26 protein-coding genes are annotated in these 26998 nt (G+C 71.0%); 22 read left to right on the forward strand and 4 right to left on the reverse strand.

What is annotated here, in order from left to right; translation table 11 throughout:
- Position 1 precedes the first annotated feature (1 nt).
- The 7 genes from AYL44_RS01350 to prfA all read left to right on the forward strand — a co-directional run bounded on the left by AYL44_RS01350 (position 2) and on the right by prfA (position 8896).
- Positions 2-775 carry an LmeA family phospholipid-binding protein gene (locus AYL44_RS01350; RefSeq protein ID WP_064001469.1) on the forward strand — a complete coding sequence of 258 codons (774 nt, stop codon included), beginning with the start codon at positions 2-4 and terminating at the stop codon, positions 773-775.
- Between the two features lie 106 nt (positions 776-881).
- A complete protein-coding gene (gene lysA / locus AYL44_RS01355; protein WP_064001470.1) occupies positions 882-2309 on the forward strand; it encodes a diaminopimelate decarboxylase in 1428 nt (475 codons plus the stop codon).
- Entirely contained in the window at positions 2306-3643 is a 1338-nt protein-coding gene (locus AYL44_RS01360; protein ID WP_064001471.1) for a homoserine dehydrogenase, read from the forward strand. The genes lysA and AYL44_RS01360 overlap by 4 nt, the downstream gene beginning before the upstream one ends.
- 1 nt (position 3644) lies before the next feature.
- A complete protein-coding gene (thrC, locus tag AYL44_RS01365) occupies positions 3645-4727 on the forward strand; it encodes a threonine synthase (protein WP_064001472.1) in 1083 nt (360 codons plus the stop codon).
- Positions 4724-5656 (forward strand): homoserine kinase, encoded by a 933-nt coding sequence (gene thrB, locus AYL44_RS01370; protein WP_064001473.1) that lies wholly within the window; start codon positions 4724-4726, stop codon positions 5654-5656. The genes thrC and thrB overlap by 4 nt, the downstream gene beginning before the upstream one ends.
- A 164-nt stretch (positions 5657-5820) precedes the next feature.
- Entirely contained in the window at positions 5821-7806 is a 1986-nt protein-coding gene (gene rho / locus AYL44_RS01375; RefSeq protein ID WP_064001474.1) for a transcription termination factor Rho, read from the forward strand.
- Positions 7807-7816: 10 nt separating this feature from the next.
- Positions 7817-8896 carry a peptide chain release factor 1 gene (prfA, locus tag AYL44_RS01380; RefSeq protein ID WP_064001475.1) on the forward strand — a complete coding sequence of 360 codons (1080 nt, stop codon included), beginning with the start codon at positions 7817-7819 and terminating at the stop codon, positions 8894-8896.
- A gap of 4 nt (positions 8897-8900) precedes the next feature.
- Here prfA and epsC read toward each other — a convergent pair whose 3' ends face one another.
- Together epsC and cysK are read right to left on the reverse strand one after the other, a co-directional pair.
- On the reverse strand, positions 8901-9506 hold the full coding sequence (gene epsC / locus AYL44_RS01385; RefSeq protein WP_082886059.1) for a serine O-acetyltransferase EpsC: 606 nt from the start codon (positions 9504-9506) through the stop codon (positions 8901-8903).
- A gap of 26 nt (positions 9507-9532) precedes the next feature.
- A complete protein-coding gene (cysK, locus tag AYL44_RS01390; protein ID WP_064001476.1) occupies positions 9533-10468 on the reverse strand; it encodes a cysteine synthase A in 936 nt (311 codons plus the stop codon).
- A 129-nt stretch (positions 10469-10597) separates the two neighbouring features.
- Between cysK and prmC the strand changes: the two genes are divergently transcribed.
- From prmC to AYL44_RS01455, 13 genes are all read left to right on the forward strand, one after another.
- Entirely contained in the window at positions 10598-11488 is an 891-nt protein-coding gene (prmC, locus tag AYL44_RS01395) for a peptide chain release factor N(5)-glutamine methyltransferase (protein ID WP_064001477.1), read from the forward strand.
- A gap of 58 nt (positions 11489-11546) precedes the next feature.
- Entirely contained in the window at positions 11547-12242 is a 696-nt protein-coding gene (locus tag AYL44_RS01400) for an L-threonylcarbamoyladenylate synthase (RefSeq protein WP_064001478.1), read from the forward strand.
- Positions 12239-13399 (forward strand): MraY family glycosyltransferase, encoded by a 1161-nt coding sequence (locus tag AYL44_RS01405; RefSeq protein ID WP_064001479.1) that lies wholly within the window; start codon positions 12239-12241, stop codon positions 13397-13399. Before AYL44_RS01400 ends, AYL44_RS01405 begins: the two co-directional genes overlap by 4 nt.
- The gene (locus tag AYL44_RS01410) at positions 13396-13890 is read left to right on the forward strand and encodes a hypothetical protein (protein ID WP_064001480.1); all 495 of its coding nucleotides are present in this window, start codon (positions 13396-13398) and stop codon (positions 13888-13890) included. The genes AYL44_RS01405 and AYL44_RS01410 overlap by 4 nt, the downstream gene beginning before the upstream one ends.
- A 129-nt stretch (positions 13891-14019) precedes the next feature.
- On the forward strand, positions 14020-14811 hold the full coding sequence (gene atpB, locus AYL44_RS01415) for a F0F1 ATP synthase subunit A (protein ID WP_231872742.1): 792 nt from the start codon (positions 14020-14022) through the stop codon (positions 14809-14811).
- Positions 14812-14857: 46 nt separating this feature from the next.
- The gene (gene atpE / locus AYL44_RS01420) at positions 14858-15091 is read left to right on the forward strand and encodes an ATP synthase F0 subunit C (protein WP_064001481.1); all 234 of its coding nucleotides are present in this window, start codon (positions 14858-14860) and stop codon (positions 15089-15091) included.
- Positions 15092-15119: 28 nt separating this feature from the next.
- Positions 15120-15674, forward strand: coding sequence for a F0F1 ATP synthase subunit B (locus tag AYL44_RS01425; protein WP_064001482.1), 555 nt, complete (start codon positions 15120-15122; stop codon positions 15672-15674).
- A complete protein-coding gene (locus AYL44_RS01430; RefSeq protein WP_064001483.1) occupies positions 15674-16462 on the forward strand; it encodes a F0F1 ATP synthase subunit delta in 789 nt (262 codons plus the stop codon). Before AYL44_RS01425 ends, AYL44_RS01430 begins: the two co-directional genes overlap by 1 nt.
- Positions 16463-16536: 74 nt before the next feature.
- Entirely contained in the window at positions 16537-18177 is a 1641-nt protein-coding gene (gene atpA / locus AYL44_RS01435; RefSeq protein WP_064001484.1) for a F0F1 ATP synthase subunit alpha, read from the forward strand.
- Positions 18178-18200: 23 nt separating this feature from the next.
- Positions 18201-19097, forward strand: coding sequence for a F0F1 ATP synthase subunit gamma (locus AYL44_RS01440; RefSeq protein ID WP_064001485.1), 897 nt, complete (start codon positions 18201-18203; stop codon positions 19095-19097).
- Between the two features lie 22 nt (positions 19098-19119).
- A complete protein-coding gene (atpD, locus tag AYL44_RS01445) occupies positions 19120-20568 on the forward strand; it encodes a F0F1 ATP synthase subunit beta (RefSeq protein ID WP_064001486.1) in 1449 nt (482 codons plus the stop codon).
- Position 20569: 1 nt separating this feature from the next.
- Complete coding sequence (locus tag AYL44_RS01450; RefSeq protein ID WP_064001487.1) at positions 20570-20830, forward strand: F0F1 ATP synthase subunit epsilon; 261 nt, start codon at positions 20570-20572, stop codon at positions 20828-20830.
- 65 nt (positions 20831-20895) lie between these two features.
- Positions 20896-21660, forward strand: coding sequence for a YaaA family protein (locus tag AYL44_RS01455; protein WP_064001488.1), 765 nt, complete (start codon positions 20896-20898; stop codon positions 21658-21660).
- Here the strand turns inward: AYL44_RS01455 and AYL44_RS01460 are convergent.
- Positions 21650-22201 (reverse strand): DUF4870 domain-containing protein, encoded by a 552-nt coding sequence (locus AYL44_RS01460; RefSeq protein ID WP_064001489.1) that lies wholly within the window; start codon positions 22199-22201, stop codon positions 21650-21652. The two genes, AYL44_RS01455 and AYL44_RS01460, sit on opposite strands and share 11 nt — an antisense overlap.
- A gap of 178 nt (positions 22202-22379) precedes the next feature.
- On the opposite strand from AYL44_RS01460, the gene AYL44_RS01465 reads away from it, so the two are divergent.
- Together AYL44_RS01465 and AYL44_RS01470 are read left to right on the forward strand one after the other, a co-directional pair.
- Positions 22380-23198, forward strand: a complete 819-nt coding sequence (locus tag AYL44_RS01465; RefSeq protein ID WP_064001490.1) for a PP2C family protein-serine/threonine phosphatase — start codon at positions 22380-22382, stop codon at positions 23196-23198.
- Between the two features lie 66 nt (positions 23199-23264).
- Positions 23265-25988: an FtsK/SpoIIIE domain-containing protein gene (locus AYL44_RS01470; RefSeq protein WP_064001491.1), complete on the forward strand. Its 2724-nt coding sequence runs from the start codon at positions 23265-23267 to the stop codon at positions 25986-25988.
- A 17-nt stretch (positions 25989-26005) separates the two neighbouring features.
- On the opposite strand, the gene AYL44_RS01475 is transcribed toward AYL44_RS01470, so the two are convergent.
- Positions 26006-26995 carry an asparaginase gene (locus tag AYL44_RS01475; RefSeq protein ID WP_064001492.1) on the reverse strand — a complete coding sequence of 330 codons (990 nt, stop codon included), beginning with the start codon at positions 26993-26995 and terminating at the stop codon, positions 26006-26008.
- Positions 26996-26998 lie beyond the last annotated feature (3 nt).

Genomic DNA, 26998 nt, shown 5'->3' on the forward strand with positions numbered 1-26998 from the left:
CATGACGACCGTCACGGCGCCCCGCCGACGTCGCCGCGGCTGGGTCGTCGTGATCGTCGTCGTCGCGGTGCTCGCCGCCCTGGTGGTCGCGGCGGAGTTCGCGGCGCGGGCGATCGTGCCGCAGGTCGTCCGCTCGCAGCTGATCGAGAACCTCGGCCTGCCTGCGGACCAGGCGATCGACGTCGAGATCCCCGGGCTCGTCCTGCCCCAGCTCGCCGTCGGGAGCATCGCTCAGATGAGCGTGTCCGCCGACGACGTGGACGTCGAGGGGATCTCGGGCGATGTTCGGGTCGACATCCAGGATGCGCCGGTCCGGGGTGGCGACTGGAGCAGCGCCCGCGCCGTCGTCGTGCTGGACGAGGACCAGGTCCGCACGATCCTGTCGCGGGTGGACGGCTTCCCGGTCGACGCCTTCCGCCTCGCGCCCCCCGAGGTCGCCCTCGACACGGAACTGAACCTGTTCGGGGCCGCCATCCCGCTGGGTGTGCGCCTGTCCGCGGCCGCGGAGGACGGCGACCTCGTCCTCTCGCCGACGACCTTCCGGCTCGGCGACGTGGACGTGAGCGCCGATGCGCTCCGCGAGCAGGTCGGGCCGCTCGTGGGCTCCTTCGCGCAGAGCTGGCCGGTGTGCCTCGCGCAGTACCTGCCGCGCGCGCTCACCCTGACGGGCGTCGTCGTCGAGGAGCGCGGGGTTGTCGCGACCTTCGAGATCGACAGCGCGATTCTGCGCGACGAGACCGCCCAGCAGCCCGGTTCCTGCTCCGACGCCTCGTAGCGTCACGGGGCCGGGGGCGGCGGCCGGGGTGCCCTAGACTGTGGGCACCGTCGGGGCGTGGCCACACCGCCCGACGATCCCGTTCCCACCCGATTGGTGCCCCTGCGTGTCCACCGCCTCCGACCGTCCCGCCGTGCCCGAGTGGCTCTCGAAGCCGGATGATGCGAATGCGCTCGTCGAGGCCGTCTGGCCCGCTGGCGCGACGCGCGACGACACCGGCGCGCTCGTCCTCGGTGGCGTGCCGGCGACCGAGCTGGCCGAGCGTTTCGGCACGCCGCTCTACGTCGTCGACGAGGACCTCGTCCGCGCCCGCGCCCGCGAGGTGCTGACGGCGTTCCGGGATGCCGCGGCCCGCCACGGCGGCACGGCGCGGGTCTACTACGCGGGCAAGGCGTTCCTCACGACCGACGTCGTGCGCTGGGTGACCGCGGAGGGCCTCGGCGTCGATGTCGCCAGCGGCGGCGAGCTGGCGGTCGCCCTCGCCGCGGGCGCGGACCCCAGCCGTCTCGGACTCCATGGCAACAACAAGCTCCTGCCCGAGATCGCCCGCGCCGTGCGCGCGGGGGTCGGCTCGATCGTCATCGACTCGCTCGTCGAGATCGAGCGGATCGCGGCCGAGGCCGCCTCCCAGGGCGTCGTGCAGACCGTCCTCGTCCGCGTCAACAGCGGCGTCCACGCCGAGACGCACGACTTCCTGGCGACCGCCCACGAGGATCAGAAGTTCGGCTTCGCCCTGACGGATGCCGAGGCGGCGGTCGCCCGCATCCGCGAGCTGCCTTCGTTGCGCTTCGCGGGGCTGCACTGCCACATCGGCTCGCAGATCTTCGGCACGGCCGGGTTCGCCGAGTCCGCCGCGCGCGTCGTCGAGGTCCACGCACGGCTGCGCGAGGGCGGCGAGGTCCCGATGCTGAACCTCGGCGGCGGCTTCGGCATCGCCTACACGTCGAAGGACGACCCGACCCCCATCGCGGAGCTCGCCGGGGGGATCGTCGCGGCGGTCGCCGGCGAGTGCGCGAGCCGCGGCATCCCTCTTCCCGAACTCGCGTTCGAGCCGGGACGGGCGATCGTCGGCCGCGCCGGCGTGACCCTGTATTCGGTCGGCACGGTGAAGCCCGTGCGCGTCTCGGACGACCTCGAGCGGCTGTACGTGAGCGTCGACGGGGGCATGAGCGACAACGCGCGGACGGCGCTGTACGGCGCCGACTACAGCGCCCGCATCGCGAGCCGTCGCAGCGACGCGGACGCCTCGCTCGCGCGCGTCGTCGGTCGGCACTGCGAGGCGGGTGACATCGTCGTCGGCGCGGAGTACCTCCCCGGCGACGTGGCCCCGGGCGACCTGCTGGCCGTCGCGGCGACCGGCGCGTACTGCTTCTCGCTCGCGAGCAACTACAACTACCTGACGCGCCCTCCCGTGGTCGCCGTCGGCGGCGGTGCCGCCCGGCTGATCGTCCGCGGAGAGGACGAGAACGACCTGCTGGCGCGCGACCTCGGCGTCGCACCGGCCGCATCCCGCACCACCGAGGAGTCCGCATGATCGAACCCCGCCGCCTGCGCGTCGCGCTGCTGGGAGCCGGCGCCGTCGGATCCCAGGTCGCCCGCCTGCTGCTGACCCACGCCGACGAGCTCGCCGACCGCGCCGGTGCGCCGCTCGACCTCGTCGGGATCGCCGTCCGCGACGTGGATGCGCCGCGCGAGGCCGACCTGCCGCGCGACCTGTTCACGACCGACGCCGACACCCTCATCGCCGGCGCCGACATCGTGATCGAGGTCACCGGCGGTCTCGAGCCGGCGCGCACCCGGATCCTCCACGCTCTGTCCTCCGGCGCCGACGTCGTCACCGCCAACAAGGCGCTGCTGGCCACCCACGGCAGTGAGATCTTCGACGCCGCCGACCAGGTCGGTGCGACCGTCGCCTACGAGGCCGCCGTCGCCGGCGCCATCCCGATCATCCGTCCGCTGCGCGACTCGCTCGCCGGCGACCGCGTCCGTCGCATCATGGGCATCGTCAACGGGACGACGAACTACATCCTCGACCGCATGGACCGCGAGGGCCTCGGCTTCGACGAGGTGCTCGCCGAGGCGCAGCGGCTCGGGTACGCCGAGGCCGACCCGACGGCGGATGTCGAGGGCTACGACGCGGCGCAGAAGGCCGCCATCCTCGCGAGTCTCGCCTTCCACACGACCGTCCCGCTCGAGGCCGTGCACCGCGAGGGCATCACGGCGGTGGATGCCGGTGTCATCGAGGCCGCCCGCAAGGCGGGCTATGTCGTGAAGCTGCTCGCCGTCTGCGAGCGTCTCGTCGACCAGCCCGACGCCGCGCCCACGGGCGAGGCCATCTCGGTGCGCGTCTACCCGGCGCTCGTCCCGCGCGAGCACCCGCTGGCGTCCGTCCACGGCGCCAACAACGCCGTGTTCGTCGAGGCCGAGGCCGCCGGCGACCTCATGTTCTACGGCGCCGGCGCCGGGGGAGTGCAGACCGCGTCGGCCGTGCTCGGCGACGTCGTCTCGGCCGCGCGTCGTCACGTCGCCGGAGGGCCGGGTGTCGGCGAGTCGACGCGGGCCGGACTTCCGATCGTGCCGATCGGCCGCATCCGCACCAGCTGCCAGATCACGCTCGAGGTCGACGACCGACCGGGCGTCCTGGCCACCGTCGCGGGGATCCTCAGCGACGGGGACGTGTCCATCGCGACCGTCGAACAGACCACCTCGGGCGACGCCGTCGTCCGGGACGGCGGGGATGCCGTCGCGCACCTCGTCATCGGAACCCACACGGCCCGGGAGCAGGACCTGGCCGACACCGTCGAGCGGCTGGCTGCCACCAGCGCCGTGCGCCGGGTGATCTCGGTCCTGCGCGTAGAAGGAGACTGACATGGCACACGTCTGGCGCGGAGTCCTCCGCGAGTACGCCGATCGACTGGGCGTCACCGACGCCTCGACCGTCGTGACGCTCGGCGAGGGCGGCACCCCCCTCATCCCCGCCGCGTCGCTGTCGCGCATCACCGGAGCCGACGTCTACATCAAGTTCGAGGGCATGAACCCGACCGGCTCGTTCAAGGACCGCGGCATGACGGTCGCGCTCTCGCGTGCCGTCGAGCACGGCGCCGAGGCCGTCATCTGCGCCTCGACGGGCAACACCTCGGCATCCGCAGCCGCCTACGCGGCGCACGCCGGTATCACGGCGGCCGTCCTCGTGCCCGAGGGCAAGATCGCGATGGGCAAGCTCAGCCAGGCCGTCGCCCATAACGGCAAGCTCATCCAGATCCGCGGCAACTTCGACGACTGCCTCGAGATCGCGCGCGAGCTCGCCGTCGGCTACAAGGTGCACCTCGTCAACTCGGTCAACCCCGACCGCATCGAGGGCCAGAAGACCGCCGCCTACGAGGTCGTCAGCCAGCTCGGCGACGCCCCCGACTTCCACTTCATCCCGGTCGGCAACGCCGGCAACTACACCGCCTACTCGCGCGGGTACCGCGAGGAGGCCGAGCGTGGCGTCGCGACGCGCGTGCCCCGCATGTTCGGCTTCCAGGCCGAGGGTTCGGCGCCGCTCGTGCGCGGCGAGGTCGTCAAGAACCCCGAGACGATCGCCTCGGCCATCCGCATCGGCAACCCCGCGTCGTGGGACCTCGCTCTCGAGGCCCGCGCGGCGACCGACGGGTGGTTCGGCGCGATCGACGACGAGCGCATCCTCGCGGCGCAGAAGCTGCTCGCCGGGACCGTCGGCGTCTTCGTCGAGCCGGCCTCCGCGATCAGCGTCGCGGGTCTGCTCGACCGTGCCGAGGCCGGCGTCATCCCGAACGGCGCCAAGGTCGTGCTGACCGTCACCGGCCACGGCCTGAAGGACCCGCAGTGGGCGCTGCGCAACGCCGACGGCTCGCAGGTCGAGCCGCTCGTCGTGGATGCCGCGACCAGCGAGGTCGCGTCCGCGCTCGACCTCACGCGCGTGGCGGGATGACGCTCGCCGGGCGTAGCGTCGCCGTCCGCGTGCCGGCCACGAGCGCCAACCTGGGTCCGGGCTTCGACACGCTGGGCCTCGCCCTGAGCGTCCACGACGAGCTCGTCGTGACCGCGCTCGACGCGCCGGGGCTCGAGATCGAGGTCACCGGCGAGGGTTCCGCCGACGTGCCGACGGACGCCTCGCACCTCGTCGTGAAATCTATGGCGTACGCGTTCGAGGCCGTCGGCAGGCCGATGCCCGGCATCCGACTGCGCGCGCACAACGTGATCCCGCACGGCCGGGGCATGGGATCGTCGGGGGCCGCCGTGGTCGCGGGCCTCCTCGCGGCGCAGGGACTGCTCGAGGGGGACGTCACCCTCGGGCCCGAGACCCTGCTGCGCCTCGCCACCGAACTCGAAGGGCACCCCGACAACGTCGCCCCGGCGCTCTTCGGCGGTCTGACGATCGCGTGGATGGACCAGGACGGTCCGCAGCACAAGAAGCTCGCGGTCCACCGCGGTGTCTCGCCCCTCGTGTTCGTTCCCGAGTTCACGATGTCGACGTCGGTCGCGCGGGGACTCGCGCCGCTCCACGTCACCCGCGAGGACGCCGTCTTCAACGTCTCGCGGTCTGCGCTGCTGATCGCGGCGCTCACGCAGAGCCCCGAGCTGCTGATGGCGGCGACCGAGGACAAGCTGCACCAGTCGTACCGGGCGCAGGCGATGCCCGCGACCGACGCGCTCGTGCAGTCGCTCCGCGGCGCCGGCTTCGCCGCCGTCGTCTCGGGCGCCGGCCCCAGCGTGCTCGTCCTGGCCGACGGCCCCGGGCGCCGCCTCGAGGCGGTCGAGTTCGCGGCGCGGTCCACGGACACGCCATGGAAACCCCTGCTGCTGGCCGTCGATGTCCGGGGTGGTACAGTGAAGGACCATACGGAGGATGCCACGTAATCACGTGAATCTGCCCTCCATCGCAATCTGCGAACCACCGCACACCCCCTTCTGACGGGCCTGCGCAACTTCTGTGCCTGCGCGAACACCCCGCTGAGGAACCGGATTCGTCGTGGACGGAACCACCTGCGGTTATGACTTTCCACATCTGAAAGGGAGAACTCGTGGAGTCCATCTCCGAGATCCAGACCGGCGACGACGTCGCCACCGGCGGCACCGTCGCCGACGAGACCACCGCCGACGCCACCGCCGAGTCGGCCGTGCCCGCGACCGAAGAGACGCCCGCCGAGGAGGCTCCCGCCGAGGAGGCCCCCGCGGACGAGGCCCCCGCGGACGAGGCCCCCGCCGCCGAGGCCCCCACCGCGGAGGCCCCCGTCGCCGACGACGAGGTGGCCGCTGCGCAGCCGGTCGACGAGGCCCCGGCCGAGGAGAAGCCCGCCGAGAAGCCGGCGAAGGCGCCGCGCAAGCGCGCTCCGCGTCGCGCGAAGAGCACCGATGTGCCGTCCGCCGATGCCGCCGTCGCCGCCGACGCCGCGGAAGCCCCCGCCGTCGAGGCCCCCACCGCCGAGGCCCCGGCCGCCGACGCCGCCGAGACTCCGGCCGCCGACGCCGCGTCCGCCGTCGAGGCACCCGCGGCCGACGCCGCCCCCGAGACCACCGAGCAGGCCGCGACCGCCGAGGCGCCGACGGCCGATGCCGCGGCACCGACGGCATCCGCCGATGACAGCGAGAACGCCGGCGAGGGCAACGGCCGCAGCCGCAGCCGTTCGCGCAGCCGCAGCCGCAACCGCAACAAGGGCGAGAACGCCCAGAACGGCAACGCGCAGAACGGCAACGGCCAGAACGCGCCCGCCGACAAGCCCGCCGTCGAGCAGGCCTCCGACGACGAGCAGGGTCAGGGTCGCGGTCGCCAGCGCAACAAGCGTCGCGGTCAGTCCACGAACGACGAGTTCGACACCGAGATCGGCGAGGACGACGTCCTCATCCCGATCGCCGGCATCCTCGACGTCCTCGACAACTACGCGTTCGTCCGCACGACCGGCTACCTCCCCGGCCAGAGCGACGTCTACGTCTCGCTCGGTCAGGTCAAGAAGTACAACCTGCGCAAGGGCGACGCCGTCGTCGGCGCCATCAAGCAGCCGCGCGAGGGCGAGCAGTCGAGCCGTCAGAAGTACAACGCGCTCGTCAAGGTCGACGCCGTCAACGGCCTCTCGGTCGAGGACGCCGCGACGCGTGTCGAGTTCGGCAAGCTCACGCCGCTCTATCCGCAGGAGCGGCTGCGCCTCGAGACGGCCCCCGAGAAGCTGACGCAGCGCATCATCGACCTCGTCGCCCCGATCGGCAAGGGCCAGCGCGGCCTGATCGTCGCGCCGCCGAAGGCCGGCAAGACGATCGTCCTGCAGCAGATCGCGAACGCGATCGCGACGAACAACCCCGAGGTCCACCTCATGGTCGTGCTCGTCGACGAGCGTCCCGAAGAGGTCACCGACATGCAGCGGACGGTCAAGGGCGAGGTCATCGCCTCGACGTTCGACCGCCCCGCCGAGGACCACACGACGGTCGCCGAGCTCGCCATCGAGCGCGCCAAGCGCCTCGTCGAGCTGGGCCGCGACGTCGTCGTCCTGCTCGACTCGATCACCCGCCTCGGTCGCGCCTACAACATCTCGGCGCCGACCTCGGGTCGCGTGCTCACCGGCGGTGTCGACGCATCCGCTCTCTACCCGCCCAAGCGCTTCTTCGGCGCTGCGCGCAACATCGAGAACGGCGGATCGCTCACGATCCTCGCGACAGCCCTCGTCGAGACCGGTTCGAAGATGGACGACGTCATCTTCGAGGAGTTCAAGGGCACCGGCAACAGCGAGCTGCGCCTGTCGCGTCAGCTCGCCGACAAGCGCATCTTCCCCGCCGTCGACGTGAACGCGTCGAGCACGCGTCGCGAGGAGATGCTGCTCTCGGCCGACGAGGTCAAGATCACGTGGAAGCTGCGCCGGGCCCTCGCGGGTCTCGACCCCCAGCAGGCCCTCGAAGTCGTCCTCGGCAAGCTCAAGGAGACGACGTCGAACGTCGAGTTCCTCGTGCAGATGCAGAAGTCGATCCCGACGCCCGCCGCGGGCGGCCACGGCCACGGGCACGAGAACAGCATCCGCTGACCCTCGCGTCGTGTTCGAGTCCGTCCAGACGCTGATCGACGAGCACCGCGCGGTCCAGGAGGAACTCTCCGACCCCGCGGTGCACGCCGATGCGGCGCGCGCCAAGCGCGTCAACCGGCGGTACGCGGAGCTCTCGCGCATCGTCGCGGCGCACGACGCCTGGCGGGCCGCGGAGGAGGACCTCGCGGCTGCGCGGGAACTCGCGAAGGAGGACGCCGCCTTCGCCGACGAGGTCCCCGTGCTCGAGCAGCGTCTCGCGGAGGCGCAGGAGAAGCTCCGTCGCCTGCTCATCCCGCGCGACCCCGACGACGCCCGCGACGTGATCCTCGAGATCAAGGCGGGGGAGGGCGGCGCCGAGTCGGCGCTGTTCGCCGCCGACCTGCTGCGCATGTACCTGCAGTACGCCGCCTCGCAGGGGTGGAAGACCGAACTGCTCGAGCGCAACGAGTCCGATCTGGGCGGCTACAAGGATGTCCAGGTCGCCATCAAGGGCTCCTCGAGCGATCCCGCCCAGGGTGTCTGGGCCCACCTCAAGTACGAGGGCGGCGTGCACCGTGTGCAGCGCGTGCCCGCGACCGAGTCGCAGGGCCGCATCCACACCTCCACGACCGGAGTGCTGGTCTTCCCCGAGGTCGACGAGCCCGAAGAGGTGCAGATCGACGCGAACGACCTCAAGATCGACGTCTTCCGCTCGTCGGGTCCGGGAGGTCAGTCGGTCAACACGACCGACTCCGCCGTCCGCATCACCCACCTGCCCACGGGCATCGTCGTGTCGATGCAGAACGAGAAGAGCCAGCTGCAGAACCGCGAAGCCGGCATGCGTGTGCTCCGCGCGCGCCTGCTCGCCAAGCAGCAGGAGGAGCGGGATGCCGCGGCCTCCGACGCCCGCCGGTCCCAGATCCGCGGGATGGACCGTTCGGAGCGCATCCGCACGTACAACTTCCCCGAGAACCGGATCGCCGACCACCGCACCGGGTACAAGGCGTACAACCTCGACCAGGTGATGGACGGCGCGCTCGGACCTCTCATCGAGTCCGCGATCGCGGCCGATGAGGAAGCGCGGCTGGCAGCCGTCGGCTCAGAGGCCTGACCGCTCAGATGTGGTACTCGGGCGCCGTCAGGATCGCCCGGGTGTCCTCGCCGACCGCCCGCCGTCGGGCCCGCGCCGGCACCCCGACGAGCACGGAGTCGGACGGCGCGTCCTTCGTGACCACGGCGTTCGCGCCGATGACCGAGTGCGCGCCGATGACGATCGGTCCGAGGATCTTCGCTCCCGCGCCGACGGCGACGCCGTCTTCGAGGGTCGGATGCCGCTTGCCGCCGTCCCGGGTGCGACCGCCCAGCGTCACCCCGTGGTAGAGCATGACGTCGTCGCCGACCTCGGCGGTCTCGCCGATGACGACACCCATGCCGTGGTCGATGAAGAAGCGTCGCCCGATGCGGGCGCCGGGGTGGATCTCGATGCCGGTGAGCCAGCGGGTGACCTGCGAGAGCGCCCGCGCGGGGAAGCGCCGGCCCCGCCGCCACAGCGCGTGCGACACCCGGTGGCTCCACACTGCGTGGAGCCCCGGGTACAGCAGCGCGATCTCGAGCCCGCCGCGTGCGGCCGGGTCGCGCAGCTTCGCCGCCGCGATGTCCTCGCGGACGGCGCGGACGACGGCGACGAGGCTGCGGCGCAGGGAGCGGGCGATGCCGGGCACGACGGACCTTTCGGAGACGGCCGGGATCAGTCGCGGAACTCCTCGAAGAGCGCCGTCGAGAGGTACCGCTCGCCGAAGGAGGGGATGATCACGACGATGTTCTTGCCCTCGGCCTCGGGACGTGCGGCGACCTGGAGCGCCGCCCAGATGGCGGCGCCGGACGAGATGCCCACGAGGATGCCCTCGGTCGTGGCGACCTTCTTGGCGGTCGCGATCGCGTCGTCGAACGTGACGTCCTGGACTTCGTCGATGACGCCCTGGTCGAGGATCGGCGGGATGAAGTTCGGGCCGATGCCCTGGATCTTGTGGGGTCCGGGCTTGCCCTCGGTCAGCAGCGGGGAGTCCTTCGGCTCGACCGCGACCACCTTCGCGGCGGGCACGCGCTCCTTCAGCACCTGGCCGACGCCGGTGATCGTCCCGCCGGTGCCGATGCCGGCGACGAAGTAGTCGACGGCGCCGTCGGTGTCGCGGAGGATCTCCTCGGCGGTGGTCTTGCGGTGGATCTCGACGTTGGCCTGGTTGGCGAACTGCTTCGCGAGCACCGCGCCGGGGGTCTCGGCGGCGATGCGCTCGGCCTCGCCGACGGCGCCCTTCATGCCGAGCGACGGGTCGGTCAGGACGAGCTCGGCACCGTAGGCGCGCAGCAGCATCCGGCGCTCGATCGACATCGAGGACGGCATCGTCAGGATGACCTTGTAGCCGCGGGCCGCGCCCACCATCGCCAGCGCGATGCCGGTGTTGCCGCTCGTGCCCTCGACGATCGTGCCGCCGGGCTGCAGCTCACCGGACGCCTCGGCGGCGTCGACGATCGCGATGCCCAGGCGGTCCTTGACCGACGAGGCGGGGTTGTAGAACTCGAGCTTGGCGAGGATGGTCCCCGGCAGTCCCTCGGACACGCGGTTCAGTCGGACGAGGGGGGTGTTGCCGAATGCGCTCGTGATGTCGGAGTGGATGCCGGTCATGGGATGCCTTCCGTGCGGGTCGGATGAAAGGGTGCGGCTCAGGTGTCCGCGATGCGCCCCCAGCCTACGGTCCCGGCGACCCGGGCGGCCCTGTGTGACGATGCCGTGCGCGGTATCCTGAGGCTTCCCATGTCGACTTCACGGACTTCCGACGCGCCCACGGGCAGCGACCTCGCCCCCCTCGTCCGTCGCGCCGCCGAGCGCCTCGCCGCGTCCGGCGTGACGTCCGCCGATGTCGACGCCGAACTCCTCGCCGCGCACGTCCTGGGCATCGGCCGGGGGGAGCTCGCCGCTGCCATGATGCGCGGTGATCGGATGCCGGAGGCCGCCGCGACCCGATTCGCTGAACTCGTCGCGCGCCGCGCCGCACGCGAGCCCCTTCAGCACCTGACCGGAACGGCCCCGTTCCGGCACCTCGAACTCCGTGTCGGTCCGGGGGTCTTCGTCCCGCGTCCCGAGACCGAGATGGTCGCGCAGCTCGCGATCGACGCGCTGCGCGCCGCGCCCGGCCCGGAGCCGGTCGCCGTCGACCTCGGTACGGGGAGCGGCGCGCTCGCCCTGTCGCTCGCGACCGAGGTGCCGCACGCGCAGGTGCACGCGGCCGAGAACTCGGTCGATGCTTTCCTCTGGGCGAAGGAGAACTTCGCCGCGCATGCGCCGCACGCCCGGCTCGCCTTCATCGACCTCGCCGATGCGTTCCCCGAGCTGGACGGCACCGTCTCGGTCGTGGTGTCGAACCCGCCGTACGTCCCCGACGACGCGATCCCGCGCGACCCCGAGGTGCGCTTCTGGGACCCGCCGGCGGCGCTGTACGGCGGCCCCGACGGCCTTGACGTCGTGCGCGTGCTGTCGCACGTCGCGCTGCGGCTGCTGCACCCCGGCGGCACGCTGGTGATCGAGCACGGCGAGTGGCAGGGCCCCGACATCCGCGATCTGCTGACCGCGGATGGGTGGCGCGGCGCGGCCACGCACCGCGACCTCACCACGCGCGACCGCGCGACGACGGCGCTGCGTCCCTGAACCGGGACCGCCCGCATGCAGGCGGTCCCGAGCCCTGTCCTCGTAGAATGCTGCGGATATGTCTCCCGTCCTCGACTGCCGTGACGCCGGTCAGCTGCTCCCCGCTCTGCGCCAGGCGCGCCAGGCGATCGGCCGCGGCGAACTCATCGTGATGCCGACCGACACCGTCTACGGCGTGGCCGCCGACGCGTTCAACGCCTCCGCCGTCGCGCGCCTGCTGGCGGCCAAGGGCCGCGGACGGCAGTCGCCCCCGCCCGTCCTCGTCTCGGGACCCGACACGATGCGTGCGCTCGTGGCCGAGGTGCCCGAGCCCGTCGATCGCCTCGTGGAGCGGTTCTGGCCGGGGGGTCTCACCATCGTCCTGCCCGCCCAGCCCTCGCTGCGCTGGGACCTCGGCGAGACCCGCGGCACCGTCGCGGTGCGGATGCCGGACGACGCCTTCGCCCTCGAACTGCTGCAGGAGACCGGTCCACTCGCCGTCTCGAGCGCGAACCTGACGGGCAAGCCCGCGGCGCTCGAGATCGACTCGGCGATCGAGATGCTCCGCGACAGCATCTCCGTATACCTCGACGGGGGACTCGTCGACACCGGGGTCGCCTCCACCATCATCGATGCGACCGGTCTCGTCGGCCGCGACCCGCGGCCCGTGACGGTGCTGCGCGACGGTGCCGTCTCCCGCGCCGCCCTGCGGGAAGTGCTCGGCGACCTGCTCGAGCCGGATCCGGTCTCGCCCGACGAATCCGACGACGCGTGAGGGACTACCTGCTCGCGTTCGTCATCACCGGCGCCCTCACCTTCGTCTTCTCGTGGGTGGTCTGGCGTGTCGCGATGAAGTTCGGGCTGCACCCGGCGATCCGCGAGCGGGACGTCCACAAGACCCCCACGCCCCGGCTCGGGGGAGTGGCGATGTTCATCGGCATGCTCGGCTTCTTCGTGCTGTCGTCACAGCTCCCCGCCTTCGCGATCGTGTGGCAGGAGCCGGCGATGGTGTGGTCCCTGCTGGGGGCCGCCGCCCTCATGGTGGTGGTCGGCGTCGCCGATGACCTCTGGGACCTCGACTGGATGATCAAGCTCGGGGCGCAGTTCGTCGCCGCCTGGATCGTCGTCTCGCCGGGCGGCATCCAGATCTTCTACCTGCCCTTCGGCCAGCAGGTCGTGGTGTCCAGCTGGGTCAGCATCAGCCTGTCGATCCTTCTCATCGTCATCGTCATGAACGCCGTCAACTTCATCGACGGGCTCGACGGCCTCGTCGCCGGGGTCTGCCTCATCGCGAACGCGGTGTTCTTCGCCTACTCCGCGATGCTCGTGCGCGACTTCGACAACAGCGAGCAGAGCAACACCGGGGTGTTCATCGCGATCGTGCTGCTCGGGATGTGCGCCGGCTTCCTGCCGTTCAACTGGAATCCCGCGCGGATGTTCATGGGGGATGCCGGTGCGCTCCTCCTCGGGCTGATGATGGCGTCGTCGGCGATCGTCGTCACGGGCAACTTGCCGCCGAATCTCCTGAGCGACAACGACCTCTTCGGCCGTTCGCAGCTGCTCGGTGCCTTCATCCCCGTCATCCTCCCCGTCGTCATCGTGCTGCTGCCGCTCGTCGACTTCGGGCTCGCCGTCGTCCGGCGGATGGCGCAGGGGAAGTCGCCGTTCTCGCCCGACCGCAAGCACCTGCACCACCGGATGCTCGACATGGGCCACACCGACCGCAACGCCGTCTTCGTGTTCTACGCGTGGACCGCCGTCGTCTCGCTGTCGGTCCTCCTGATGTACATCGGCACGACGAAGGGCTGGCCCGGCCGGTACTGGCCCGGCGTCGCGTTCCTCGTCATCGGCTGCATCGCCTGCGTCCTCGTCACACTGCCCCCCGCGCGCCGCACCCGACCGGTCGCGCCCGAAAAGAAGGCCCTCTCGTGAGCTCCCTGTCGTCCACGTCCATGCTCCGTACCGCCCTCGTGTGGTCCGCGATCGTCACCGCCGTCCTCCTCGCCGCCGGGGGAGCAGTCGGACTGCTCGTCGCGGGCACGTCGGGACTGTGGAGCGCGCTCGTCGCCGTGCTCATGGCGGCCGTGTTCCTCGCCTTCACGATCGTGTCGATCCTCATCGCCAACCGGTTCTACGGTGATCCGCTGTTCGTCCCGATCTTCTTCGGCTCGGTCATGGGTGGCTGGATCCTCAAGTTCGTCCTCTTCCTCATCGTCCTGTTCGTCCTCCGCGACCAGCCGTGGCTGACGCCCCTCGTCTTCCTCGTCTCGCTCGTCGTCAGCATCGTCGCCTCGCTCGTCGTCGACGTCGTCGTGATGCTGAGGATGCGGACCTCCGCCGTCAGCGACACGACGCTGCCCACGGCGGCGGACATCGAGGCCGGCGAGCGTCGGCCCGGGGACTCGGCCACGTCCCAGGACTGATAGGCTGTTCTCCGAGCCCGCCTGATCCCGACGGGAACGTCTGCGGAGTCAGCTCACCGACCATCGTCGCCCGATCCTTTGATCGACGCCCCGAAGCTGGAGCCAGCGCTGTTTACTCAAGCTGCGACCCTGATCGCTACTGCCGCCGAAGATGCCCCTGGCGAGTTCCATGGACCGTCCATCTCGGAGTTCTTCCCCGATGCGGTCTTCCAGATCGGCGCCCTCGAGATCAACCGGATCCACCTGATCCAGATCCTCTCGACGATCGCCATCGTCCTCATCTTCTGGCTCGGCACCCGCCGCATGACGGTCGTCCCCGGCCGCTTCCAGAGCGTCGTCGAGATGGGGCTGGACTTCGTCCGCGTCAACATCGCGGAGGACCTTCTGGGCAAGAAGGACGGCCGTCGGTTCCTGCCGATCCTCACCACGATCTTCTTCATGGTGCTGTTCATGAACATCACGGGTGTCATCCCGTTCCTGAACATCGCGGGCTCGTCGATCGTCGCCGTTCCGCTGCTGCTGGCCCTCGTCGCGTACGCGACCTTCATCTACGCGGGCATCAAGGCGAGCCCGGGGAACTTCTTCCGGAACTCCCTGATGCCTCCCGGGCTGCCGTGGTTCCTCTACATCCTGATCATCCCCCTCGAGTTCCTCTCGACCTTCATCATCCGACCCGTCACGCTGACGCTCCGTCTCCTGATGAACATGATCGTCGGCCACCTCATGCTGGTCCTGTTCTTCGCGGCGACGCACTTCTTCCTCTTCACCGTGGGCGGCTGGTTCTCCGCCCTGGCCGCGGGCACGCTCGCGTTCGGGTTCGCCTTCACGCTGTTCGAGATCTTCGTCGCCTTCCTCCAGGCCTACGTCTTCGCCATCCTCACCGCGGTCTACATCCAGCTCGCGGTGGCAGAAGAGCACTAAGCGGTCCGGCGCACGCCGAACCATCCAACCGAAAGGAAACACCTCCGTGGACGCAACTACGGTTCTCGCCGCCCTCGAGGGCAACGTCGCGACGATGGGCTACGGCCTCGCCGCCATCGGTCCCGCCATCGGCGTGGGCATCGTCGTGGGCAAGACGATCGAGGGGGTGGCTCGTCAGCCCGAGCTGGCCGGTCGCCTGCAGGTCCTGATGTTCATCGGTATCGCCTTCACCGAGGCGCTCGCCTTCATCGGCATCGCGACCTACTTCATCTTCGTCTGATCCCCGAACAGATTCCTAAGGAGACAGGATGCTGAACGCTCTTGTCACGTACGCCGCGGAAGAGGGCGAGTCTCACAACCCGCTCATTCCCGAGTGGTACGACATCATCTGGTCGGGCGTCTGCTTCGTCGTGATCCTCTTCGTCTTCTGGAAGGTCGCACTTCCGAAGATGCAGGCTCTGCTCGACCAGCGCGCTGCCGCCATCGAGGGCAACATCGCCAAGGCCGACGAGGCGCAGCGCAAGGCGGAAGCCGCCCTCGAGGAGTACACGGCCCAGCTGGCCGAGGCTCGCAAGGAGGCCGGTGAGATCCGTGAGGCCGCCCGCGAGGACGGCAAGAAGATCGTCACCGAGGCCAAGGACAATGCCACCGCTGAGGCGGCACGTCTGACCGCCGCCGCGCACTCCCAGATCGAGGCTGAGCGTCAGAGCGCGCTCGTCTCCCTCCGCAGCGAGGTGGGCACCCTCGCCCTCGACCTCGCCGGCGGCGTGATCGGTGAGACCCTGTCGGACGACGCCAAGGCCCAGGCCGTGGTCGACCGCTTCCTCGCCGACCTCGAAGCATCCGAGAAGGCGGCCAAGTAATGGGCAGCGCGACCACTCAGGCCCTCGCGGCGACGACGTCGGCCCTGCAGGCCGCGCCGGGCGTCGACCTCGACGTCGCCCGCGAGCTCTTCGCCGCGGCGCGCGTCCTGGCCGGCTCGTCGCAGCTGAGCGGCGCGCTCTCCGATGCGTCGGTTCCCGCGGAAGGCCGCCAGAAGGTCGTCGCGAACGTGTTCGGCACGTTCGCGCCGGCCACGGTGGCCGTCCTCGACGCCGCCGTCAGCGAGCGGTGGTCCTCGGCCGCCGATCTGCTGACCGGCATCGAGGAGGCGGGCATCCGTGCCGCCGCCATCGCGGCGCCGCAGGCCGACATCGAGGGCGAACTGTTCTCGGTGGCCCGCACGATCGCGGCCAACCCCGAGCTGGAACTCGCGCTCGGCAGCCGTCTCGGCGAGGCATCCGCCAAGGGCGCCCTCATCGAGAAGCTGCTCGCCGGCCGCGCCGCCGAGCCGACGGTGATCATCGTCTCCTCGCTCGCGCAGCTCCCACGCGAGCGGCGGGTGCGTTCGATGCTGAGCTGGGCGCTCCGCGTCGTCGCCGAGCAGCGCGGTCGCGCTGTCGCGACGGTGTTCGCCGCAGCGGAGCTGACCGAGGCGCAGACCGCGCGTCTGCGGCAGACCCTGGCGGCGCGGTACGACACCGAGGTCTCGCTCAATGTCGTCATCGACCCTGAGGTCGTGGGCGGCATCCGCATCGAGATCGGCGACGACGTGATCGACGCCACCGTCTCGTCCCGATTGGGCGACCTCCGCCAGCGTCTGGCGGGCTGACTCTTCCCGCTCCACCGAGGAGCGGACCCGGCTGGCCAGGTGCCCGCCACAAGACCTCACTAAGAAGGAAGACCATGGCAGAACTGTCCATCAGCCCCGACGTCATCCGTGACGCGCTGAAAGACTTCGTCGCCGCCTACGAGCCCACCGGGGCTGCGGCGACCGAGGTCGGCACCGTCGTCGACGCCGCGGACGGCATCGCCCACGTCGAGGGCCTGCCCGGCGTCATGGCGAACGAGCTCGTCCGCTTCGAGAACGGTGTCGAGGGCCTCGCGCAGAACCTCGACGAGCACGAGATCGGTGTCGTCGTCCTCGGCGACTTCGCCGGCATCGAGGCCGGTCAGAAGGTCACCCGTACCGGCGAGGTCCTCTCGGTCGGTGTCGGCGAGGGCTACCTCGGCCGCGTCGTCGACCCGCTCGGCAACCCGATCGACGGCCTCGGCGAGATCGCGACCACCGGCCGCCGCGCGCTCGAGCTCCAGGCTCCCGGCGTCATGCAGCGCAAGTCGGTCCACGAGCCGATGCAGACCGGCATCAAGGCGATCGACGCCATGATCCCCGTCGGCCGCGGTCAGCGTCAGCTGATCATCGGCGACCGCCAGACCGGCAAGACGGCGATCGCGATCGACACGATCATCAACCAGAAGTCCAACTGGGAGTCGGGCGACGTCACCAAGCAGGTCCGCTGCATCTACGTCGCGATCGGCCAGAAGGGCTCGACCATCGCTTCGGTGAAGGGCGCGCTCGAGGACGCCGGTGCCATGGAGTACACGACGATCGTCGCGGCGCCGGCATCCGACCCCGCCGGCTTCAAGTACCTCGCTCCCTACACCGGATCGGCCATCGGCCAGCACTGGATGTACGAGGGCAAGCACGTCCTCATCATCTTCGACGACCTGTCGAAGCAGGCCGAGGCCTACCGTGCCGTGTCGCTGCTGCTGCGCCGCCCGCCGGGCCGCGAGGCGTACCCCGGCGACGTCTTCTACCTGCACTCGCGTCTGCTGGAGCGTTGCGCCAAGCTCTCCGACGAGCTCGGTGCGGGATCGATGACGGGTCTGCCCATCATCGAGACGAAGGCCAACGACGTCTCGGCGTACATCCCGACCAACGTGATCTCGATCACCGACGGCCAGATCTTCCTGCAGTCCGACCTCTTCAACGCCAACCAGCGTCCCGCGGTCGACGTCGGTATCTCGGTCTCGCGCGTCGGTGGTGACGCTCAGGTCAAGTCGATCAAGAAGGTCTCGGGAACGCTCAAGCTCGAGCTCGCCCAGTACCGCTCGCTCGAGGCGTTCGCGATGTTCGCCTCCGACCTCGACGCCGCGTCGCGTCGTCAGCTCGCCCGCGGTGCGCGTCTGACCGAGCTGCTGAAGCAGCCGCAGTACTCGCCGTACCCCGTCGAGGAGCAGGTCGTCTCGATCTGGGCCGGCACCAACGGCAAGCTCGACACGATCGAGGTGGAGGACGTCCTCCGCTTCGAGCGCGAGCTGCTGGACCACCTGAAGCGGAACACGTCGATCCTCGATACGCTGCGCGACTCCAACGTCCTCGACGACAGCACCGTCGCGGAGCTCGACAAGGCGGTCGACGCCTTCGTCCTCGAGTTCCAGGGCGGCAAGGGTCAGGCACTCGGCGCGCCGGGTCACGAAGAGGTCGCTGCTGCGGACGCCGACGACGTGAACCAGGAGAAGATCGTCAAGGGCCGCCGCGGCTGACGCCGACGGGAGACTCATAACCAATGGGCGCACAACTCAGGGTCTACAAGCAGAAGATCTCTTCTGCTCAGACGACCAAGAAGATCACGAAGGCGATGGAACTCATCGCGGCTTCGCGCATCCAGAAGGCGATGGCACGCGTGCGCGCGTCCAACCCCTTCGCGCGGGCCGTGACGCGGGCCGTCTCCGCCGTGGCGACGCACTCGAACGTGCAGCACCCGCTGACCACCGAGCGCGAGGACATCCGACGCTCCGCCGTCGTCGTCTTCGGCTCGGACCGCGGTCTCGCCGGCGCGTTCAACTCCCAGGTGATCCGCGAGGCGCTGCAGCTCGGCGAGCTGCTGCGCAGCGAGGGTCGCGAGCCGGTGTACTACCTCATCGGTCGCAAGCCCGTCGGCTTCTTCCAGTTCCGTCGCATCGCGACGGCGGGGGAGTGGATCGGTGACACCGACACGCCGGCGTTCTCGACGGCCGAGGAGATCGCGGCCGCGCTGATCGGCGCGTACGAGAAGGGCGGCGCGGACGGCGGCGTCGACGAGATCAACCTCGTCTACAACCGTTTCGTCAGCATGATGACGCAGACGCCGGAGACCGTGCGGCTGCTCCCGCTCGAGGTCGTCGAGGCGGAGGACACGGCATCCAGCCAGGTCTACCCGCTCTACGAGTTCGAACCGGATGCCGAGACGGTGCTCGACGCGCTGCTGCCGGTGTACGTGCAGAGCCGCGTGTTCAACGCGCTGCTCCAGTCGTCCGCCGCGAAGCAGGCCGCCACGCAGAAGGCGATGAAGTCCGCCAGCGACAACGCCGACAAGCTCATCACCGACTACACCCGCCTGCGCAACAACGCGCGTCAGGCGGAGATCACGCAGCAGATCGCCGAGATCGTCGGCGGCGCCGACGCGCTGGCGTCGGGCAAATAGACCACACGAAAGAAGAGAAGCCATGAGCCTCACCGCTGAGAAGACGGAGACCCCCGTCGTCGGTCGCGTCGCGCGCGTCACCGGCCCGGTCGTCGACATCGAGTTCCCGCACGACTCGATCCCCGAGGTCTACAACGCCCTCAAGACCACCATCACGATCGACGGCGAGTCGACCGAGATCACCCTCGAGGTCGCCCAGCACCTCGGTGACGACCTCGTCCGCGCGATCTCGCTGAAGCCCACCGACGGCATGGTCCGCGGCCAGGAGGTGCGCGACACCGGCGGCCCCATCACGGTCCCCGTCGGCGACGTCACCAAGGGCAAGGTCTTCAACGTCACGGGCGACGTCCTGAACGCCGCTCCGGGCGAGACCATCGAGGTCACCGAGCGCTGGGGCATCCACCGCCAGGCGCCGAACTTCGACCAGCTCGAGTCCAAGACCGAGATGTTCGAGACCGGCATCAAGAGCATCGACCTGCTCACCCCGTACGTCCAGGGTGGCAAGATCGGCCTCTTTGGTGGTGCCGGCGTCGGCAAGACCGTCCTCATCCAGGAGATGATCCAGCGCGTCGCGCAGGACCACGGTGGTGTGTCGGTGTTCGCCGGTGTCGGTGAGCGCACCCGTGAGGGTAACGACCTCATCGGTGAGATGGAGGAGGCGGGCGTCTTCGACAAGACCGCCCTCGTCTTCGGCCAGATGGACGAGCCGCCGGGGACGCGTCTGCGCGTCGCCCTGTCGGCCCTGACGATGGCGGAGTACTTCCGCGACGTGCAGAAGCAGGACGTTCTCCTGTTCATCGACAACATCTTCCGCTTCACGCAGGCCGGTTCCGAGGTCTCCACGCTGCTGGGCCGCATGCCCTCCGCCGTGGGGTACCAGCCGAACCTCGCCGACGAGATGGGTGTCCTCCAGGAGCGCATCACGTCGACCCGCGGTCACTCGATCACCTCGCTGCAGGCGATCTACGTCCCCGCCGACGACTACACCGACCCGGCTCCGGCGACCACCTTCGCGCACCTCGACGCGACCACCGAGCTCTCGCGTGAGATCGCCTCGAAGGGTCTGTACCCCGCGATCGACCCGCTGACCTCGACCAGCCGCATCCTCGACCCGCGCTACATCGGTGAGGACCACTACCGCGTGGCCACCGCCGTGAAGCAGATCCTGCAGAAGAACAAGGAACTGCAGGAGATCATCGCGATCCTCGGTGTCGACGAGCTCTCCGAAGAGGACAAGATCGTCGTGTCGCGTGCACGCCGCATCCAGCAGTTCCTCTCGCAGAACACCTACATGGCGAAGAAGTTCACCGGTGTCGAGGGCTCCACGGTCCCGATCAAGGAGACCATCGAGTCGTTCGACGCGATCGTCAAGGGTGACTTCGACCACGTGGCAGAGCAGGCCTTCTTCAACGTCGGTGGCATCTCCGACGTCGAGGAGAAGTGGGCGCAGATCCAGAAGGAGAACGGCTGACATGGCGCTGACCGTCACCCTCGTCTCCGCTGAGGCGGAGGTCTGGCACGGCGAGGCGAGCCTCGTCGTGGCCAAGACGGTCGAGGGCGAGATCGGCTTCATGTCCGGTCACGAGCCCGTCCTCGCCATCCTCGCGGAGGGTGAAGTCCGGATCACGCAGTCGAACGGCGAGAAGATCGTCGCGACGGCGGAGGACGGCTTCCTCTCGATGGAGAATGACGAGCTCACCATCGTGGCCGGGAACGCAGCCCTGCAGTCCTGACACCCTTTCCACGCAGCGCCGTCCGGTTCGCCGGGCGGCGCTGCGCTTTCCCCGGAGGTGCCGCCGTGCTCATCCTGCTGCCCCCGTCCGAGACCAAGCGCCCCGGCGGCGACGGCCCGCGCTGGCGTCCGGACGCGCCCGCCTACCCGACGCTCTCGTCGCAGCGCGAGCAGGTGATCGACGCGCTCGTCGCGCTCAGCGACGACGAGGAGGGCGCGGCCCGCGTGCTCAAGCTCTCCGCCCGGCAACGCGGCGAGGTCGCCGTCAACGCCGCGCTCCGCGGCTCCCCGACGATGCCCGCCGTCGACCGCTATACCGGGGTCCTCTTCGACGCCCTCGACGCCGCGACACTCGACGACGCGTCGCGTGCCTGGCTGGCGGGCCACGTCGCGATCCACTCCGCCCCGTTCGGCGTGGTCGGGGCGCTGGATCCGATCCCGGCGTACCGTCTGGGAGCCGGCATCCGCGTCCCCGGACTCCCGCCGATGCGGGCAGTGTGGGCGGATGCCGTCGGTGCCGCGATCGCGGCATCCTCACCCTCGTTCGTCCTCGACCTGCGCTCGGAGGCGTACGTCGCCCTGGGGCCCGTGCCCGCCGGGATCCCGCAGGCCTACGTGCGGGTCGTGTCGGAGGGGCCGGACGGCGCCGTCCGCGCCCTGAACCACTTCAACAAGCACGCCAAGGGCGAGCTCGTCCGCCGCCTTGCGACCTCACGGCCGGACGTCTCAGGAACCGACGCTCTCATGCGATGGGCGCAGGACGAGGAGATCGTCCTGCGCCCATCGGCAGCCGGCGAGCTGGAGCTCGTCGTGCCGCCCGTTACGAGATGAACCGGAAGGTCACCGGGTAGCGGTAGCTGCCCCCGGCGTTCACCCGCACGGCTCCGAGGATCGAGAAGACGATATTGGCGACCCAGACGGCGAACGGGAGCAGGCCACCGATGAAGCCGAGGAACGGGATGAAGAGGAAGATCGCGTAGACGATGTACGCCACGATCAGGGCGATCGTGAAGGTGATCTGCCAGTTCAGCGCCTCCTTGCCCTCGACGTTCGTGCGGGGACCGCGATCCTTGAACACGAGCCAGATGATGAGGGCGGGCAGGAAGCCGACGATGCCGCCGAGGTGCGCGAACATCGCCCACTGCTTGTCCTGATCGGGGGTGAGGGCGGCGCCCGGCTGCGGCTGTCCGTAACCCGGCTGCCCGTAGCCCGGCTGGCCGTAGGGCTGCTGGCCGTTGGGCTGCTGGCCGTAGGGCTGCTGGGGCGGCGGCGGAGCGTAACCGCCCGGGTTCTGTCCCGGCGGAGGGGTCGGCGCGCCTGCGGGAGGAGGAGACGCGGGGCCGTCCTGCGGCGGCGTGTTCGGGTCTGTCATCGGTATGCCCTTCTGTCGGCGTCGCCGCGGCGCGCGGCGTTCAGCGCGCGTGCGCTGCCACACACGAAAGGTAGTGCCGGGAACGGGTCGGGGGCAACGCCCCGCGCCGCATGATGACGGGGGAGGACGTCCACTAGAGTGTGAGGACGCTGCACCGATCAGGAAGAAGGGTGGGAGCGTGCCCGAAGCCGTCACCTCGTCCCGCGTCGTCCCCTCCGGCGCAGGCCCCATCGAGGTGCGCTGGGCCGAGGTCACCCACCAGGGCCGCCGCCGCGAGAACAACCAGGACGCCGTGCTGTCGGCGTTCCCGCTCTTCGTCGTCGCCGACGGGATGGGCGGCCACATCGGGGGAGAGATCGCCAGCTCGCGCACGGTGGAGCGCCTCTCGGCCGCCGTCGACCGCGGCACGGTCTCGCCGGAGGCGATCGAGGACGCCCTCGAGCACGCGGTGGCTGACATCGCCTCGCACGCCGAGACGACCGACGACGGCACCGGCACGACGGTGACGGGTGTCTACCTCGACCTCACCGGCGCCGAGCCGACCTGGGTGACCCTCAACATCGGCGACTCCCGGGTGTACCTGCTCCGCGACGGCGCGCTCGCGCAGGTGACGACCGACCACTCCGTCGTCCAGGAGCTGATCGCCGCGGGCCGTCTCAGCCCGGAGGAGGCCGAGAACCACCCCTACGGCAACGTCATCACCCGGGCCGTCGGTCCGAGCGACGGGGTGGTGCCCGACTACGTGCGACTCGAGGTCGTCGACGGCGACCGCTTCGTGGTGTGCAGTGACGGACTCACGAAAGAGCTCACCGACTACGGCATCCTGCACTTCCTCCTGCAGAACCAGGACCCGGCTGCCGCGGTCGACGCGATGCTCGAGGCGGCGCTGGAGAACGGCGGCCGCGACAACGTGTCCATCATCGTCGTGAGTGCGCGGCACGTCCCGGCCGATGAGGACACCGCCACCGTCGAGATCTCCTCACCAGTGCGCCCCTGACGCGGATCGTCCACAGGACGTCCGTGCACCGGTCGCCGGACGTGGCTCGCCGCGCACAGTGGACCGGTGTCCACCTACGCACCCGATGACCCCCTCGCGCTTCCCCGCCGTGCCGAGCCGGCACCGCGCCCGCCCCTCCCGCTCCTGACCGTCGTCGTTCCGGTCGTCGGTGCGGGCGTGTTGTGGTTGGTCACGGGGTCGGCCTACGCACTGCTGTTCGCCGCCCTGGGCCCGCTCATCGCGATCGCCTCGGTCGCCGACGCGGCGCGCACCTCGAAACGGACCGCGAAGAAGGATGCCGCCGCGCTCGGCCGTCGGCTGGCGCAGGCGGAAGTCGATGTGGCCAACCGCCATGACGCTGAGCGCGCCCAGCGTTGGGCGACGCATCCCGACGTTCCGCGCTTCCTCGCCCGCCCGGAATCGATCTGGCGGGTCGTCCCCGAGCGCGAGTCCATGCTCGTCGTCGGCTCGGGAGAGGATGCGAGCGCCCTGCGGACGACGGGCGGTGACGGGGACGACGCGTCGGCGGAGCTCCGCCGGCGCGCGGCGCGGGTGGACGACGTGCCCGTCCTCGTGCCGCTCACGACGGGTGTCGCCGTCGTGGGGCCGCCGGCGCTGGCCGCCGCGGTGGCGCGCGCGCTCGCACTGCAGGTGCTCCTGTGCCTCTCGCCCGGGCGCGTGCGTCTGAGCGACGCCGGTCCGTCGTGGGCGGATGCCGCCCCCCACCGCGCCGCCGCGGTCGGGCCGCTGCTGCAGGTGCTCGAGGACGGCGGGCTCGTCGGCGGCGACGTCGACATCCCGATCGTCGTCGTGCCCGACGGCGCGCCGCCGCCGCCGCGGTGCGGGGCGGTCCTGCGGCTGACCGGGCCGACCAAGGCGCGGCTCGATCTCGACGGCCGGTCCCGTGACCTGACCGTGGACGTGCTCTCGGCGGCGCAGGCGGCGCACCTGGCCGGCCTCCTCGCCGATCGGGCGGAGCGCGCGCTCGGGCAGACCGCGGGGGACGTCCTCACCCTGCGCGAGACGCTGCGGCAGGCTCCGCCCGCCCGGCGCGGCGCACTGCCGGCGGCGTTCGGCAGCGCGGGCGGAGCGGCGGCGCCGGTCGACCTCGTGGCCGACGGCCCGCACGCGGTGGTCATCGGGATGACCGGGGCGGGCAAGAGCGAGCTGCTCACGTCGTGGGTCGTGTCGCTCTGCGCCGCGCACACGCCGTCTCAGTTGGGACTGCTGCTCGTGGACTTCAAAGGCGGCCGCACCTTCGACCATCTGGCAACGCTGCCGCACGTGACCGGTGTCCTCACCGATCTCGACGAGGCCACGACGCTGCGCGCCATCGAGAGCCTTCGCGCCGAGGTCCGCTTCCGGGAGCGCACCCTCGCGTCCCTCGGGGCGCGCGACGTCGACGAAGCGGGCGACGGGCTCGGACGGCTCGTCATCGTGGTCGACGAGTACGCGGCGCTCGTGGCGGCGCACCCCCTGCTGCATGACGTGTTCGGTGATCTCGCCGCACGCGGGCGGGCCCTCGGCATCCACCTCGTCCTCGCGGCGCAGCGCGCGAACGGCGTCTTCCGCGACGCCGTGCTCGCCAACGCCCCGCTCCGCATCGCGCTGCGGGTCGGTGATACGACCGACTCCCGTGCGGTGCTGGGCGTCGACGACGCCGCGCGGCTCTCGGGACGAGCGGATGCCCGCGGCACGGCGCTCGTGCGACGATCCGGCGACACGTCGCCGCAGCCGGTGCGGGTGGCTCTGTGCGATGCGACGGTGATCGCCGAGGCGGCGGCGAGGTACGAGGGTGAGGGCGCGCGACGCCCCTGGTTGCCTGCTCTTCCCGAGTGCGTCCCGCTCGCCTCGGTCCGGCAGGCCGGCGTCGTCGTGCTGGGAACCGCCGACGAGCCCGAGCAGCAGCGCCAGCGCGCCGTGGTCTGGGACGAGCCGGCGCTCGCGGTGGTCGGCGGCCCGCGGAGCGGGAGGACGGGGGTGCTCCGCACGATCGCCGCGCAGACGGAGACGCTCCTGGTGCCGGGGGATCCCGAGGGGGCGTGGGACGCACTGACGACCCTCGAGCACGTGCCCGGCGGCACCACGGTGCTCGTGGACGACCTCGACGCCATGCTCGCCGCCCTGCCGGGGGAGTACGGCGCCGTCGCTGCCGAGTCGCTCGAGCAGGCCCTGCGCGGCGCGCGCACCCGCGGCATCCGGATCGCCCTCACGACGCAGCGCGTCGGCGGCGGCGTCGGCCGGATCCTCGAGCTCGTGCCGCGGCGTCTCGTCCTCGGGACGGCCACGCGTGCCGACCACGTTGCCGCCGGCGGCGACGCGAGCGACCACCTGCCGGATCTGCCGCCGGGACGCGGACGGCTCGGGCGGACGCTCGTCCAGGTCGCCGACGCCGGCGCCCACGACCTCTCCGTCGTCAGCGATCCGCCGCCCGTCTGGCACCCCGGACGCCGGCCCGCGGCGGTCGTCGCACCCGTCGGCGCGCGTCTGCGACGGCTCACGGCGGAGTGGGAACGCTGGGGAATCCCGGTGACACCCGTCGACGGGCAGGCGTCCCTGACGCGCGGCGGGGTCGTGATCGGCCCGCCCGACGCCTGGCTCGCCCAGTGGCGGCTGCTCGCCGACGCGCGCGCCGACGCGGACCTCATCATCGACGCCGCGTGCGCGGCGGAGTACCGCGCTCTCGTCGGGTCCCGCGACCTGCCGCCGTTCGTCGTCCCCGGTGCGGGTCGCGGCTGGTGGCACGTGCCCGATCGCCCGGTGCGGCGCGTCCTGATGGAGCGCGACTGAGCGGCGGGCTGCCGGGATCAGACGGTGGGACGGATGACGCCGACGTCCCTGCCGCCGCCGGTCACCGTCAGCGGCAGGTCGGCGAGGGTGCGCGCCACGTCCGCCGCCTGCAGGGCGCCGGCGCGGACGAGCAGCGTGAGCGCCGTCACGGCGCCTGCCCGGGTGCTGCCGTCGAGCATCTTCAGCACGGCGGTCGTGCCGTTCGGAGCGATCATCGCCATGACGCCCTCGGCACCGTGCTTGGCGAACACGCCGAGGCGCTCCGTCACGATCGAGTCGGGCTGACCGGGGCCCTGGATCACCCACGGGTTCTCCCGGACGGCACGGACCAGGGTGCCCGCGCTCCGGTGCAGCGCGAACGGCGACTTCTCGGACGAGGCGCCGATGCGGTGGAAGGCCCGGGCGAGGGCGGCGAGACTCATCGCGTGCACCGGGGCGCCGCATCCGTCCGTCGCCGTCGCCGTGATCTTCGTCCCTGTCAGGCGCTCGATGACCTCACGGGTGTGGATCTGCAGCGGATGCTGCGGGTCGAGGTAGGTCGTCGTGTCCCACCCGCTCGCGTGACAGGCCAGCAGCATCGCCGCGTGCTTGCCCGAGCAGTTCATCCGCACGCGCTGCGGCCCGATCAGCTCGCGGGTCATCTCGTCGCGCGCGGCCGGGTCGCCCGGCCACGCGGGCGGGCACTGCAGCGCATCCTCACCGAGACCGGCGGCGGTGAGGATGTCGGTGACGAGGGCCACGTGCCGGTCCGTGCCGGAGTGGCTGGCGGTCGCGACGGCGAGGTGCGGGCCCTCGAGGGTCGCCCCGGCCGAGACGCTCGCGAGCGCCTGCATCGGCTTCAGGGTCGAGCGGGGCAGGATCGGCGCCTCCACGGCACCCAGCGCCGAGACGACCCCGCCCTCGGGGTCGAGCACGATCGCCGACCCCGCGTGACGGGACTCGATGAAACCGCTGCGTTCGACGACGGCGAGTTCGACGGCATCCGTCACGGCGAAGGTCTCAGGCACCCG

Origin of the sequence: Microbacterium oleivorans, assembly GCF_001644225.1 — a bacterium.
In the GTDB taxonomy this organism is placed as follows: Bacteria; Actinomycetota; Actinomycetes; order Actinomycetales; family Microbacteriaceae; genus Microbacterium; species Microbacterium gawkjiense.

What these genes read in the sequence shown, in the direction of transcription:
- AYL44_RS01350 (WP_064001469.1), top strand. Translation starts at nt 2, where the DNA reads ATGACGACCGTCACGGCGCCCCGCCGACGTCGCCGCGGCTGGGTCGTC.
- AYL44_RS01360 (WP_064001471.1), top strand. Translation starts at nt 2,306, where the DNA reads ATGATCGAACCCCGCCGCCTGCGCGTCGCGCTGCTGGGAGCCGGCGCC.
- thrC (WP_064001472.1), top strand. Translation starts at nt 3,645, where the DNA reads ATGGCACACGTCTGGCGCGGAGTCCTCCGCGAGTACGCCGATCGACTG.
- thrB (WP_064001473.1), top strand. Translation starts at nt 4,724, where the DNA reads ATGACGCTCGCCGGGCGTAGCGTCGCCGTCCGCGTGCCGGCCACGAGC.
- cysK (WP_064001476.1), bottom strand. Translation starts at nt 10,468, where the DNA reads ATGACCGGCATCCACTCCGACATCACGAGCGCATTCGGCAACACCCCC.
- prmC (WP_064001477.1), top strand. Translation starts at nt 10,598, where the DNA reads ATGTCGACTTCACGGACTTCCGACGCGCCCACGGGCAGCGACCTCGCC.
- AYL44_RS01400 (WP_064001478.1), top strand. Translation starts at nt 11,547, where the DNA reads ATGTCTCCCGTCCTCGACTGCCGTGACGCCGGTCAGCTGCTCCCCGCT.
- AYL44_RS01425 (WP_064001482.1), top strand. Translation starts at nt 15,120, where the DNA reads ATGCTGAACGCTCTTGTCACGTACGCCGCGGAAGAGGGCGAGTCTCAC.
- AYL44_RS01430 (WP_064001483.1), top strand. Translation starts at nt 15,674, where the DNA reads ATGGGCAGCGCGACCACTCAGGCCCTCGCGGCGACGACGTCGGCCCTG.
- atpA (WP_064001484.1), top strand. Translation starts at nt 16,537, where the DNA reads ATGGCAGAACTGTCCATCAGCCCCGACGTCATCCGTGACGCGCTGAAA.
- AYL44_RS01440 (WP_064001485.1), top strand. Translation starts at nt 18,201, where the DNA reads ATGGGCGCACAACTCAGGGTCTACAAGCAGAAGATCTCTTCTGCTCAG.
- atpD (WP_064001486.1), top strand. Translation starts at nt 19,120, where the DNA reads ATGAGCCTCACCGCTGAGAAGACGGAGACCCCCGTCGTCGGTCGCGTC.
- AYL44_RS01450 (WP_064001487.1), top strand. Translation starts at nt 20,570, where the DNA reads ATGGCGCTGACCGTCACCCTCGTCTCCGCTGAGGCGGAGGTCTGGCAC.
- AYL44_RS01460 (WP_064001489.1), bottom strand. Translation starts at nt 22,201, where the DNA reads ATGACAGACCCGAACACGCCGCCGCAGGACGGCCCCGCGTCTCCTCCT.